The sequence below is a fragment of the Noviherbaspirillum aerium genome, assembly GCF_008929045.1.
Taxonomy (GTDB): domain Bacteria; phylum Pseudomonadota; class Gammaproteobacteria; order Burkholderiales; family Burkholderiaceae_D; genus Noviherbaspirillum; species Noviherbaspirillum aerium.
Genome location: NZ_VFAH01000001.1, coordinates 324014 through 336605 on the forward strand (window position 1 = coordinate 324014; position 12592 = coordinate 336605).

Consider the following 12592-nt stretch of genomic DNA (forward strand, 5'->3'; position numbering starts at 1 on the left):
ATGCTATGGCGCGTTCACATCAGGATTAAGCCATGAGATCAACCAAAGCCAGTGCCGCCATCGCCCGGCTCAATGCGCGCGATACGGACTATCGGTATTCGCTCGGAATCAATGCGGCAGGACTGTTCTATCTGTTGCGCGCCGCACCGGGCGCGAAGCCGGAAAAGGTCAGCGACGATCTGCCGCTCGATGAATTCGTACAGTTCGTGAATCAGACCGGGCCGCAGAAGAAGGTCAAGGTCAGCAAGTTCGATGTCGCTTTCGAAAAGCAGCTCGCCAGCCGCGGCCGCGGCGAGTAATCCGGTAATCAGGAACATGAAAAAAGCGCTGTCCGCCGATGGGCGGGACAGCGCTTGTTCCTGCGTCATTGATGCCATGGACGATGCTCGCGGCAAGGCGCAAGGACCGTCACCCGCCGCGATCAGAAGCGGTGGCGCACGCCGACGTTGAAGACCGACGGGTCCAGGCCGGCAGCGGCCGGGCTGCCCACCGTCGCCGCCGCATCGTTCTTGATGCGGGCATACGAGGTGTACAGGTTGGTGCGCTTGGACAGCGCATGGGTGTAGCCGATCGCCCACTGGTCCGCATCGCGCGTGCCGCCGCCGATGTCGTCGTTGCGGCGGATGTAGGAAGCCAGGATGGTGCCGGCGCCGATCGGCGCGCTCACGCCGACCATGGCATCGTCGCGGTCGAGGTTGGTCACGCCGACGGCGGTCTCGCCCTTGCTGCGCGCATAGGCGGCATGCAGCTTGGCCACGCCGAAGTCGAAGGTGCCGCCCAGGAAGGTGGTCTTGGCATCGCCGGCATCGACGGTAGCGCCGGCCACGACGGCGGTGGCGTTCTGGTCATGGTGGGCCAGGATGATGTTGAGCGGGCCGGCGGAATAGCTGGCCGACAGGCCGACCTGGCGGCCGGTGGAAGTGCTGCCGGCGACTTCGCCGAAGCTGTACTGGGCCTGGCCGCTGAAGCCGCCGAAATTGGGCGAGGAGTAGTTCAGGGTGTTGTCGGCGCGCTCGCCGTAGACGCTGAAGACGTTGGCGGCATTGCCGGCCAGGCCCAGGCCGAACGGATCAATGTTTTCGACGGCGGTGCGGATGGGGTTGTACTGGCGGCCGAGCTTGACGGCGCCGAAACCGCCTTGCAGGCCGACGAAGGCCTGGCGGCCGAACAGGCGTCCGCCTTGGCCGAGGGTGCCGTCATCGATGCTGAAGCCGTTTTCCAGCGTGAAGATGGCCGAGAGGCCGCCGCCGAGGTCTTCGGTGCCGCGGAAGCCGATGCGGCTGCCGGACTGCTGGCCGCTCTGCAGCGCGGTGTTGTTGACGCGACCGTTGTCGATGCGGCTCAGGCCGGCATCGGCGACGCCGTAGATGGTGACATTGGTTTGCGCGAAGCTGCTGCCGGCAACGGTGCCGAGCACGGCCAGTGCGATGAGCGATGTTTTCATTGTTCGTTTTCCCTGGTTGATGTGTCGAATGGGCTGCGCGCCTCCTCCGCATGCTTCCGCGTGCAATGACGTACCTCTTCGCGCTGCCCTTGCGTAGCTTCGGGAGGCATCGGAGGCTGTCGTTTTGTGCGGCACTGTAGCATCGGCCGACGCAACGGCTCTACGTATTTTTCGTCATAAGCACATGCGCCGCGGATGCATGGCGACAGGCATTTGGCGATCGATGCTGCGGCACGCGCGGTGGAGGCGCGATGCAACCAGGCGGGATTCTGCCGGTCTTAGATGACCGGGTGATGACATACCGGCATGCGGGAAACTACTAGAGCGGTTTCACCCTGACCTGCCTGCCGGTCCCGGACAGATTGCCCCTGGCACGGCGTTGTGACTCCTTGCCATGGCCTGGCCATGTCGCGTCGTCACGCCTTGTTCCAGCGGCAATCTGACTCGGCCTCGACTAGGCCGGTCAGGGTGAAAACGCTCTAGGCTGTGTTTGATAAGCTGCTGCGCGATCCGGATTGGCGCCGATCCGAACCGCTCGCAACGCTTATCAAACACAGCCTAGGCGGCAGCGCCGGTCACGCCGCCTTCGGCCGGTTCAGCAAGGCCTTGAGATTGGCGAGCCTGTCCTGCGGGGACAGCTTCTCCTCTTCCTTGGGCACGGCATCGCCCTCGTCGAGCTTCATCTCCTTGATGAAGCGGGACACGTCGCAATTGACACTCTCTCTCGCGCGCTTGCGCTTCTTGCACCAGGTGATGTGCAGGCTGCGCTGCGCACGGGTGATGCCGACGTACATCAGGCGCCGCTCTTCCTCGATGCGCGCGGCGAGCAGTTCGGCCGGCGCATCCGGGTCGCCCTTGTGCGGCAGGATGCCCTCCTCCACGCCGACCAGGAACACGTGCGGAAATTCCAGGCCCTTGGAGGCATGCAGCGTCGACATGCGCACCGCATCCGGTTCTTCGTCGCGGCCTTCGAGCATGGTCATCAGCGCCACCATCTGCGTGAGTTCGAGCAGGCTCTTTTCCTCATCGGTGCCGTCGCGTCCGCCGGTGCCCTTTTCCTTGAGCCAGGTGGTGAAGTCGATCACGTTCTGCCACTTCGACTGTGCCTGGCGGTCGTCGAAGGTATCGTAGAGATAGGCTTCGTAATTGATCTCCTTCATCATCTCGTCAAGCAGCTCGGCGGCGTTTTCGCCGCGCTTGGAGGCGCGCGCTTCGAGGCCGTTGATGAAGTTGCAGAACTCGCGCAGCGGGTTGAGCTGGCGGTCGGCGAGCTTGGATTCGATGCCGCCCTTGAACACGGCCTCGAACAGCGAGCATTGCCACTGGCCGGCGAAGGCGCCGAGCGCTTCCAGCGTCGATTGTCCGACGCCGCGCTTGGGCGTGGTCACGGCGCGGATGAAGGCCGGATCGTCGTCGCCATTGGCGACCAGGCGCAGATAGCTGACGATGTCCTTGATCTCGGCGCGATCGAAGAAGCTCTGGCCGCCGGAGATGGTGTAGGGAATGCGCTCCTTGCGCAGCGCCTGCTCGATCACGCGCGCCTGGTGGTTGCCGCGGTAGAGAACCGCATAGTCGGAGAATTTCGCGCGGCGCTCGAACTTGTGCGCCGAGATCATGATGGCAATCTGCTCGGCTTCCTGTTCGTCATCCTGCATCGCCAGCACCTTGACCGGATCGCCGAGGCCATGTTCGGACCACAGCTGCTTTTCGAACAGCTTGGGATTGTTGGAAATGACCGCATTGGCCGCCTGCAGGATGCGGGTGCTGGAACGGTAGTTCTGCTCGAGCTTGATGACTTTCAGATCAGGGAAGTCGACCTGCAGCTGCTTGAGGTTTTCGATGGTCGCGCCGCGCCATGCGTAGATCGCCTGGTCGTCGTCGCCGACGGCGGTGAACATCGGCTTCTTGCCGATGCCGGTGACCAGCAGCTTGACCAGTTCATACTGGCAGGTGTTGGTGTCCTGGTACTCGTCCACCAGCAGGTAGCGCAGCTTGCGCTGCCAGCGGTCACGCACCGCTTCATTGCTGCGGAACAGTTCGACCGGCAGGCGGATCAGGTCGTCGAAATCCACCGCCTGGTAGGAAGACAGGGTGGCGACGTAATTGCGGTAGATGCGCGCGGCCTGCGCTTCGTCTTCGGTGGTGGCCTGGCTCAGCGCGGTGTCGGGATCGACCAGGCCGTTCTTCCACAGCGACATCATGTTCTGGATACGGCGCACCATCTGCTTGTCGGTGGTGATGGCCAAGTCCTGCACCAGCGAAAAGCAGTCGTCGCTGTCCATGATGGAGAAGCGGTCCTTCAGTCCCAGTTCCTTGGCTTCGCGCCGCAGGATCTGCACGCCGAGCGAGTGGAAGGTACAGACGGTGAGCTGCTTGGCTTCCTTCGGTTCCTTGAGCAGCTTGGCGATGCGCTCCTGCATTTCCAGCGCCGCCTTGTTGGTGAAGGTGACGGCGGCGATATTGCGCGCCTCGTAGCCGCAATCCTCGATGAGATGGGCGATCTTCTGCGTGATCACGCGCGTCTTGCCGGAACCGGCGCCGGCCAGCACCAGGCAGGGGCCGTCCATGTACTTCACCGCTTCGCGCTGCGGGGGATTCATTCCATGCATACCGGGGGAGGAAGGATGTGACATGCGCAAGACCGGGGAACCAAAGCGGGCCATTGTAGCAGTGCGAGCCGCCCCGCTGATGCGCGTTGCGGCGTTGCGACGATTTTGCCGGTTGCCCTCCTGCTGCAGCGAGGCGGTGGTTGCCGTGGTCCGAGCGGATATGGAACTTTTTCAATCCCGACGTCACAGACGGCTTGCCACTTTTAAAACAACGGCTTTTTTTCCTGCCTGAATAAACGCTGCCGCCCTTTACAGAAAGCTTAACCATGGGTATATCCCAAACTTTTACTGGTTTCGTCACACGCGCCGTTCCTCCAGCAACTTCGGAACCGAAGCCGGCGGCATCCACTGCATCTGCCGCGTTCAGTCGGCTGCGTCCGGCTTGGACCAGGGAAGTGATGGAAAACTTGGGATCGAAAAAGGCTCCGCCTCCCGTCCCCTTGGCCGGTGCCACGTGGATGAAACAGCATGCCGGGCAACAGCGGGTAAAGCTTCATTCAGGTATGACCGCAGGGACCTTGCTGGCGGCAACCAGACAGATTTTCAATATGAGCGATGACCATCTCAAGTTGCTCGCCGAGGATATTCATGCCGTCCTGACGACATACAGCGATGGCAATAAGAATTTGCAAAAGGCGGCCAATCGATACTTCCGCAGCACTTACGCGAAACTGTTTGAGAAGGAGTCCTATTCTTTCGAAAACGAGGCCCAGCGCAATTTGATGACGTGTCTTCGTGATTTGATCCGCTCGCAGACCGTTGCCAGGGGGCGTCCCGTTTCAGTTACTGCTGTTGCTGCAGCTACTTCAGTTGCTCCGGTTGTTCCGGTTGTTCCGGTTGTTCCGGTTGCGCCCATTGCTCCGATCGACTTCCCAGGCTTCAACCCTATCGCCACAAACCAGGCTTTCGAAATCATACGCAATGCCTATTTGGAGCGAGTCGAAATTGAGCGCAATAACCTCGCCGTGCCGATGCCAACGCCGACGCCGGCATCTCCAGAGACTTCCCGGGGAAATCGAATGACGAGGATTTTGCGAGCGTTTCGGAATAGCGGAACACCACTGCGCAGAATACAGCCAAAGATGCGCAGGCGGCATCCTGAGCTGGCGTTTACTGCAGCCCGAACATCTCCATCCCGTTGCGATAGGCGATCCGCTCCGCCACGTCGCGCGGCAGGGCGCCGAGCATGCGCCGGTAGAACGCGGCGAGGTTTTCCACCTCGCCCCAGCGCGGCGTGACCCAGGTATCGGTCCCTACCACGAAACGGTTCGGATATTTCATCAGCAGCTGCTTCCAGCGCGGATGGAGCGTGCCGTCCTGCTCGAGATCGCCGCGATACGACAGCTCGCCGACGATGTTCGGATACTGCGCGAACATCTGCTCGACCTTGTCGAGCGGCGTGCTCATGCCGGTGTGCGCCCAGATCAGCTTGACGCCGGGCGCATGGCGCAGGATGCGCTCGACCGCGTCTTCATCCGAATGGGCATGCAGCCACAGGCCGCGTTCCTTCGCCAGGCGCGCGATCTTTGCCATGTAGGGCGCGTCGGCATCCTTGCCGAAGATGTGGAATTCGCCGATGCCGCGGTAAATGCCGCGCTGCAGTTCCTTTTCCACATACTCGGCCACGCCCTGGCTGCTGAACCAGTCGTGGCGGTCGGGCTGCACCCGGTAGGGACGCAGGAAGGGAACGATCTGGATGTCCGGCGCCTTCTGCGCCATCAGGTCGAGCGTGCCGTCGTTCGGCCGGCTGGTCGCCAGCACCGCGCGTATGCCGGTCTTGCGCCACAGGTCGACCACCTGCTGCGGCGAGAGCAGGGAGCGGGCTTCGACGTTGTAATGCATGTGCGCATCGAACAGCGGCAAGCGCTCTTCGGCCAGTGCCGGGGCACCCATCCAGGCCAGGCACAGTACCGAGGCGATGCGGCCCAGCCGGTGGCGCAGGTTTCGCCGCATCGCCGGCATGGCGCGGGACCGGGAATCGGGCAAGGCGGAAGCGGATGCGTGCATGAAGGTCTCCAGGAAGGAGCGGTCATTGTGACGTATCGGCTTCGCCGATGCACGCTGCACCGCGGCCAACGGCACCAGAACCATCTACCTTGCGGTGGCCAGCACCGGCTGGACCAACCCGGAAGCCGTGTCGCTTCCGGTGATCTGCCTGAGCGGCCGCGCGATGTCCCCGGAGAAGCCGGGCCAGGCCGGAAAATAAGGGCTGGCCACGATCAGGCCCATGCCGATCACCAGCGAGGACACGGCCAGGATGGCGCCGCCGATGTCGAGCAGGCGGTTGCGGCGCGCCTCGCGCTGCCTCAGGTCGATGTCGTAAGCCTGGCGACGTCCGGGCGAGGACAGCACCAGGTAGGCCTGGCGTATCGTCTGCAGCTTCTGCTGCGCCCGCTTGCTCAGCGGGCGCACGCCCAGGCCGAGCAGGTGCCGGTTCAGGTGGCGGCGGTAGCCGAGTTCGATTTCGATATGGCTGGCCTGGCGCCGTACGCCAAGCAAGTCGTAGAGTGTTTTCATGAGAGAAGTGCCTTTCCGACAACGCTTGACGTTATAGCGAAAGGCCGCTGCCGCAACAATCCCGCATTTATGGGACGTTCCGGCAAGCAATACACTCATGAATGCAAATTTTGCAGTGTAGCCGGCACCAAAACTTCGCCCGAGGGTGGAAAGCTGCGGCATAATTTCCCTGCTGCAATGCTTTCGCCCCGATGCTTCCGCCCATACCCGCAGGAACGAATGCCATGAACCCTGAACGCCCCGTTTCCATCGCCGACCTGCGCTTCCTGATCGCGGAAGATGACAATTTCCAGCGCCACTGGCTCAAGGTGATGCTGACCAAGCTGGGCGCCTGCCACGTTGCCGAGGCGGAGAACGGGCGGGTCGCGCTCGACATGCTGCGCTCGGACGAGCCGGTCGACATCAGTTTCATCGACCTCAACATGCCGGAGATGGACGGCATCGAACTGGTCCGGCATCTGGCCAATCTGGAACACCGCACGGCCATCGTGCTGACCAGCGCCCTCGGCTCGGCGCTGCTGTTTTCCGTGGAAACCATGTCCAAGGCGTATGGCGTTCATCTGCTCGGCACCTTCGAGAAGCCGGCAACGCCGGAGGTGCTGCAGCAACTCATCGACCAGTACCGCCCGCGCCCGCCGAAAGGCAAGGTGCGCAGCACGCTGCCCACGTTCACCCTGGCGGAGATACAGCGAGGCGTGGCGGCCGGCGAATTCGAGCCGTTCTTCCAGCCCAAGGTGGAACTGTCCAGCGGCAAGGTAAAGGCGGTCGAGGCGTTCGTGCGCTGGCGCCATCCGCAGTACGGATTGCTGACGCCGCCGGCCTTCATTCCGACGCTCGAGGCAAGCGGCCACATGGAATCGCTGACCTGGCTGGTGATCGAGCGTTCGGTCGCGGCCTGCCGCAGCTGGCATGACCGCGGCTACATGCTGGGAGTCTCCATCAATTTGTCGGTCACCTCGCTGGCCGAGCCCGGGCTGGCCGAGAAGATTCTTTCCCATATCGGGCAGCACGGCATCGGGGCGCAGCACATCACCTTCGAAATCACCGAACTGATGGCGATGACGGATGTGCCGATCTGCCTGGAAAACATTGCGCGCCTGCGCATGAAGGGCTTCGGCCTGTCGATCGACGACTACGGCACCGCGCACTCGAACCTGCAGCAATTGCTGCGCATTCCCTTTCTCGACCTCAAGATCGACCGTTCCTTCGTGGCGGGCGCGTCGAAGAACGGGCAGATGCATATCGCTCTGAGTTCATGCCTCGACCTGGCGCGCAAGCTGCGGCGCAATTCGGTGGCGGTGGGCGTGGAAACACGGGAAGACTGGGACTTGCTGCGCGACCTCGGCTGCACCTATGCACAGGGTTATTACATTGCCAAACCCATGGAGCGCGATGCCGTGCCGGGCTGGATCGAGGAATGGTCGCAGTTCTTCTGAAGCGGGGCGGCAGGAACGCTGGCAAAGCGCGAAGGCGTTAAACGGATCAAGGCGACCGTACATTCACCTGCAATCCGCTCTCAGGGTTTACACTAGCCGATTGTCCCTGCCTGTTGCGCACCATGAAATTTTCCCATCTCATCGAAATCAACGATCCGCTCAATCCCCTGCTGGATACCTTGTCGCGCGAGCAACTCTGGCGCGGCCTGGTATTGCGGGCGGAAACGCCAAAGGCTTTCGTGCCTTATCTGGACAAGTGCAACATCCTTGAAAAATCACCGCTGTCGATGTCGCGCGAGCTGCATTACGGCACGCTGGTCGTGCATGACCGAGTGACCTTCCTGCCGCAGGAACAGGTGGTCTATCACGTGCCGGCGCAGAACGAGATTCCGGAGTCGACGCTGACAATGACCATCGAGGAACCCGAGCCGAACATCTTCTTCGTGCGCTTTGAATACGACGACGGCGCCGACGAGGCGCGGGACAATGCGGAAGCGATGTACAACGACTTCCGCAAGTCGGCCTATACCGAATCGGACATCGACACCATCCGCATGATCAGGGAGCTGGCCGAGAAAGGCGAGCTCGGCTAACCCGATACGCAGCTTCGATAGGCAAGGCCGGTACGCAAAGAGATACGACATACGCACCCGCAGCCGCGGTAGCCCGGCATAATAAATCCATCTCCCTTCCGCAGGGAGATGGATCGGGCTTCAACAGGGGAAGACGCTATCGGCATGCGGCCGCCGCAGCCGGTCCGCATGCCCGCGTGGCCGAAGCTGCAGCTCAGCGCTGTCCGCGGCCGGAAACGCGTTCAGCGCCGTAGCGCACCGCGTCCTTCACCTTCTCCCATGCGCTTTCGGGATGATTGGTTTCCCATTCCCTGCGCATGCCGGGCTCGGCATCTTCCCACCGGTAATCCTTGTAGCGTTCGTTGCCGGCCATGGTCGAGCCATAGCGGTAGGCGGCGTCGTAGTCTTCATAACGGCTACCGGACTGGCCATAGGCGGTTTGCCAGTGAGTACGATAGTCCGAATCGTCGGCGGTCATGCCGGTGTCGCGGTAATCGGACATCATGTCGGTGCGCGCACCGGCATGGGTGCCGAGCTGCTCGACTTCGACATCGGTGCGGCGCACGGTGTCGTTGATATCCTCGGTGCGCTGGGTGGTTTCCTTGCCCACCACGACTTCCTCGACCACGCGCGCAGTCTTCGATACCACGGCTTCCTCGGCGGTTTCACGCATCTCGACCGCACCCGCCTTGATGGCATCCAGGTCCGCCATGCTTGCCGGCTGGTCGACCGGATGGCGTTCCACCTTGACATGCTCTTCGCGCAGTTGCACCGATTCGCTGACCGGCGTCTCGCGCACGCGCTGATAGACCCGCACGCCGCCGCGCTGCACTTCCCGCTTGCCGACCTGAAGCTCTTCCTCGATCACCGGGATGCGGGTGCCGTCGGCCTGTGTGCCGGTCAGCGTACGATCGCCCATGCCGCTGTCATGATGCGGCATCGACGACCCGGACATCGCCGAACCGGCTGCACCCGCCGCACCCGCTGCGCCGGTCCGCGTCGTGTCCGCGCTCCAGTCGGTGCGCGACGCCGAGACCGAATCCGATGCGCTCATGTCGCTCATTGCCTGGCCGATCGACGGCGCGCGCGACTGGCCATACATTGCACGGTCCTTCTCGATCTCGCTGTCGGTGTACATCGGCGCGCTTTCATCGTAGCGGCTCCAGCCCTGGCTCCTCCAGTGCGAAGAGCGCTCGTCGATGTCGACCGGGTCAAAGCGATTCATGATTTCGGTAGCGCGGTCACGCTGTTCCTCGCTGGCGGCATTGACGCTCAGGACGCAGCTGCCGCGGCGTACCGCTTCGGAATAGATGTCGCGATGCTCATGATGCTCGTCCATGCCGAACAGGGAACGGAAGAAGCCGCCGATGCCGCCGCTGCTTGAGTCAGTTGAAGCTGTGCTATCGCTCGTGGTCATGCCGTCGGCATCCGGGCTGAGCTGCACATCGGAACGGGAAAAGCCGGCGGAAAGCAATTCATTCATTGCATTCTGGGCCTGGGCATAACTGTCATACACGCCTACTACGGTATTTTCCATGATCAGTCTCTCCAAAAAAACAGGATTGCCCGGCAACAGCGCCGGGAAGCTTGACTTGAGTAGACTACTGCAGGCATAAGCCGTGCCTGCGCGGACTTCAATGCGGACGGCCGGCCGGAGGGGTCAGGGGCTTCGATGTGCCTTCATCGAAACGCTCGACCCTGACCTGCTCGGAGCGCAGGCTTACCTCCTGCGCCGCATCCACGGGCCTCTGTTTGCGCGTGATGCGCACTTCTTCCTTGAGCACCAGCTGCTTCTGCACGACCAGCACTTCCTCCAGCACGGGCACCACCAGCGTGTTGCCCTCATAGCGGCTTTGCGGCGCCTCGCCGCTGACCACGCGCCCCAGCGGCACATGCTCAACCACAAGCTCGTCGTGCATCAGGCGCTGTTCGATTTTTTCGGTGTGCTCGGAGACGGTCTTGTGGAGACGAACGCCGCGGCCCGTGTCGACCAGCTGCTTGTCCACCTGCAGTTCTTCCTCCATGACCGGAAAGCGCATCTGCCCGCCTTGATGGGCGGACGAAGCGGAAGCCTCGCTGGCGGCAGCTTCGGCCGATGCGCTGCGGAACTGGAAAGGCAGCCGATAGCTGCCATCCGGCTGTACGGCCAGCAGGCTGACCGGCACCAGCACCTGCATGCCGTCCGACAGCCTGATCCAGGCCTGCATCCCTTCATCGCCCTGCTGCAGGGAAGTAATGGCCGCCGGTGTGCCTGCAATGTCGACGACCCGTGCATTGGCCAGCTGCCTGCTCGAGACAGGTGTGCCGGCATTGTCAGGAAAATGTGCCATGAAAGTCTCATCCATTCTCAGTCGGGGAAAAGACGTTGAATGCAAGGAGTGGGCCGGATGCCTCACGGGCATGGATATCGCTGGAGATGGAGGACGGCCGCAGATGCGTTGCGGCAGGCTTGCCGATGGATTCCGGTAAATAGGCGATGCAGCCCATGGCCTGATACCTTTTTTTACCAGGCGCGCGGCAAAATTTACAGTGCGCCCGGCACCCCGTGTCCATCAAAAGTATTGCCGAAACTATTGCCAGGGCTTGCTCTCTTACTCATATTCATGAAAACCAATCAGGAGCCAGCCATGACGACTATTATTGCAGGCCGATTTCAGGAGCAATCGGAGGCCACCTATGCAGTGGAGGAACTCTTGCGTGCAGGATTCGATCGCGAGCATCTCTGCTACTTCTTTTGCAACCCTGCCGGACAGCATGGCGCTTATCCCATCGGCGGCGATGAAAACATGTCGCCGGGCGCCAAGGCATCGGGCAAGGGGGTCGCGGCGGGAGCTGCGGCAGGTGCGGTGGTGGGCGCGGCTGCGACGCCGGTGCTCGGCCCCGTGGGTGCAGTCACCGGCAGCCTGGTCGGCGCGCATATCGGCGGCCTGGTCGGCAGCATGTCGTCGATGAAAGACCAGGGAGAAATGGCCGAGGAAGGCCATGCGCCAAGAAATCCGGTGCCGGTGCGCCAGTCGGGCATGATGGTCGCGGTAGCCGTGCCGCAGGATGACGAATACCACGACCGCGCCGTCAATGTGCTGCGTTCGCTCGGTGCGATGGACATTGAACGCGCAGACGGCAGCATCGAGAACGGCGACTGGGTCGATTTCGATCCGGTATCGCTGCCGCAACTCGTCGACTATGCGCCGGAACAGGCGCGCCCCAGCGGCCCCAACCAGCGGGCATAAGCAACAGGCCCACCGGGTTCGTCATGGCGGCGGTTGGCGGAACATCCGCTAACCGTCGATGTGCGCGATCAGCGGCAGATGGTCGGAGGCGATGCGGGCCAGTGGCGTCGCATGCACTTCGACATGCACCAGCCTGTGCCGCGGGCGGATCCAGATGCGGTCGAGCGCGAACAGCGGACGCCGCGACGGAAAGGTGCGCGGCGCCGGCACCGCTTCGAAGTGCGACACCAGCCAGCGCAGCGACTGTCCCCAGATAAACCACTCGTTCAGGTCGCCCAGCAGGATCACCGGCATTTCCTCGGTATCGAACACCTGCAGCAGACGCCGTATCTGTTCCCGGCGCTCGGGAATGCGCAGGCCGAGATGCGTGGCCACCACGCGCAGCATGTGGCCGTGGCAATTGATATCGGCATCGAGCGCGCCGCGCGGCTCCCTGCTGCCGAACGACAGGTCGATGCTGCGCACCGACAGGATGGGATAGCGGCTCAGCACCGCATTGCCGAAGCGTCGCTGCGGCGTGTCGCAGGCAGGCCCTTCGACCGCGCTGAAGCCGGTCGCCTGCTGCAATTCCTTCAGTACATTAGGCGACTTGCCGCCGCCGAGCGGCACTTCCTGCAGGGCGATGATGTCGGCGTCGATCTCGCGCAGCACATCGGCGACGCGCCCGGGGGCGAACCGCCCGTCGCAGCCGACCGCGCCGTGGATGTTATAGGTACAGATGGTCAATGGCCATGGATCGTTATCGTGCGCCGCGGTCATTACGCGCGGAGCGGTTGCGCTCATG

Annotated in this window: 11 protein-coding genes; 4 read left to right on the forward strand and 7 right to left on the reverse strand. The window is 62.6% G+C overall.

Annotation, left to right across the window (positions count from 1 at the left end; genetic code table 11):
* Positions 1–32 precede the first annotated feature (32 nt).
* The gene (locus FH061_RS01550) at positions 33–299 is read left to right on the forward strand and encodes a hypothetical protein (RefSeq protein ID WP_151632271.1); all 267 of its coding nucleotides are present in this window, start codon (positions 33–35) and stop codon (positions 297–299) included.
* A gap of 122 nt (positions 300–421) precedes the next feature.
* On the opposite strand, the gene FH061_RS01555 is transcribed toward FH061_RS01550, so the two are convergent.
* The 4 genes from FH061_RS01555 to FH061_RS01570 form a co-directional block, all read right to left on the reverse strand.
* Positions 422–1444, reverse strand: a complete 1023-nt coding sequence (locus FH061_RS01555; RefSeq protein WP_151632273.1) for a porin — start codon at positions 1442–1444, stop codon at positions 422–424.
* Between the two features lie 575 nt (positions 1445–2019).
* Positions 2020–4077 (reverse strand): UvrD-helicase domain-containing protein, encoded by a 2058-nt coding sequence (locus FH061_RS01560; protein ID WP_151632275.1) that lies wholly within the window; start codon positions 4075–4077, stop codon positions 2020–2022.
* A 1086-nt stretch (positions 4078–5163) separates the two neighbouring features.
* Entirely contained in the window at positions 5164–6060 is an 897-nt protein-coding gene (locus FH061_RS01565; protein WP_192804853.1) for an amidohydrolase family protein, read from the reverse strand.
* Between the two features lie 84 nt (positions 6061–6144).
* Complete coding sequence (locus FH061_RS01570; protein WP_192804854.1) at positions 6145–6570, reverse strand: J domain-containing protein; 426 nt, start codon at positions 6568–6570, stop codon at positions 6145–6147.
* A 224-nt stretch (positions 6571–6794) separates the two neighbouring features.
* Between FH061_RS01570 and FH061_RS01575 the strand changes: the two genes are divergently transcribed.
* Both FH061_RS01575 and FH061_RS01580 read left to right on the forward strand, forming a co-directional pair.
* The gene (locus FH061_RS01575) at positions 6795–8006 is read left to right on the forward strand and encodes an EAL domain-containing response regulator (RefSeq protein ID WP_192804855.1); all 1212 of its coding nucleotides are present in this window, start codon (positions 6795–6797) and stop codon (positions 8004–8006) included.
* A 122-nt stretch (positions 8007–8128) separates the two neighbouring features.
* The gene (locus FH061_RS01580; protein WP_151632283.1) at positions 8129–8599 is read left to right on the forward strand and encodes an SRPBCC family protein; all 471 of its coding nucleotides are present in this window, start codon (positions 8129–8131) and stop codon (positions 8597–8599) included.
* 193 nt (positions 8600–8792) lie between these two features.
* Here FH061_RS01580 and FH061_RS01585 read toward each other — a convergent pair whose 3' ends face one another.
* A complete protein-coding gene (locus tag FH061_RS01585; RefSeq protein WP_225984437.1) occupies positions 8793–10115 on the reverse strand; it encodes a YsnF/AvaK domain-containing protein in 1323 nt (440 codons plus the stop codon).
* 97 nt (positions 10116–10212) lie between these two features.
* Positions 10213–10908 (reverse strand): YsnF/AvaK domain-containing protein, encoded by a 696-nt coding sequence (locus FH061_RS30840; RefSeq protein WP_225984438.1) that lies wholly within the window; start codon positions 10906–10908, stop codon positions 10213–10215.
* A 297-nt stretch (positions 10909–11205) separates the two neighbouring features.
* Here FH061_RS30840 and FH061_RS01595 point away from each other — a divergent pair, with 297 nt between their 5' ends.
* Positions 11206–11808 carry a glycine zipper domain-containing protein gene (locus FH061_RS01595; RefSeq protein ID WP_151632285.1) on the forward strand — a complete coding sequence of 201 codons (603 nt, stop codon included), beginning with the start codon at positions 11206–11208 and terminating at the stop codon, positions 11806–11808.
* A gap of 48 nt (positions 11809–11856) precedes the next feature.
* On the opposite strand, the gene FH061_RS01600 is transcribed toward FH061_RS01595, so the two are convergent.
* The gene (locus tag FH061_RS01600; RefSeq protein ID WP_192804856.1) at positions 11857–12591 is read right to left on the reverse strand and encodes an endonuclease/exonuclease/phosphatase family protein; all 735 of its coding nucleotides are present in this window, start codon (positions 12589–12591) and stop codon (positions 11857–11859) included.
* Between the last annotated feature and the right edge of the window lies 1 nt (position 12592).

Coding starts and splice junctions, on each gene's coding strand:
- FH061_RS01550 (WP_151632271.1), top strand. CDS start 33: ATGAGATCAACCAAAGCCAGTGCCGCCATCGCCCGGCTCAATGCGCGC.
- FH061_RS01555 (WP_151632273.1), bottom strand. CDS start 1,444: ATGAAAACATCGCTCATCGCACTGGCCGTGCTCGGCACCGTTGCCGGC.
- FH061_RS01560 (WP_151632275.1), bottom strand. CDS start 4,077: ATGTCACATCCTTCCTCCCCCGGTATGCATGGAATGAATCCCCCGCAG.
- FH061_RS01565 (WP_192804853.1), bottom strand. CDS start 6,060: ATGCACGCATCCGCTTCCGCCTTGCCCGATTCCCGGTCCCGCGCCATG.
- FH061_RS01570 (WP_192804854.1), bottom strand. CDS start 6,570: ATGAAAACACTCTACGACTTGCTTGGCGTACGGCGCCAGGCCAGCCAT.
- FH061_RS01575 (WP_192804855.1), top strand. CDS start 6,795: ATGAACCCTGAACGCCCCGTTTCCATCGCCGACCTGCGCTTCCTGATC.
- FH061_RS01580 (WP_151632283.1), top strand. CDS start 8,129: ATGAAATTTTCCCATCTCATCGAAATCAACGATCCGCTCAATCCCCTG.
- FH061_RS01585 (WP_225984437.1), bottom strand. CDS start 10,115: ATGGAAAATACCGTAGTAGGCGTGTATGACAGTTATGCCCAGGCCCAG.
- FH061_RS30840 (WP_225984438.1), bottom strand. CDS start 10,908: ATGGCACATTTTCCTGACAATGCCGGCACACCTGTCTCGAGCAGGCAG.
- FH061_RS01595 (WP_151632285.1), top strand. CDS start 11,206: ATGACGACTATTATTGCAGGCCGATTTCAGGAGCAATCGGAGGCCACC.
- FH061_RS01600 (WP_192804856.1), bottom strand. CDS start 12,591: ATGAGCGCAACCGCTCCGCGCGTAATGACCGCGGCGCACGATAACGAT.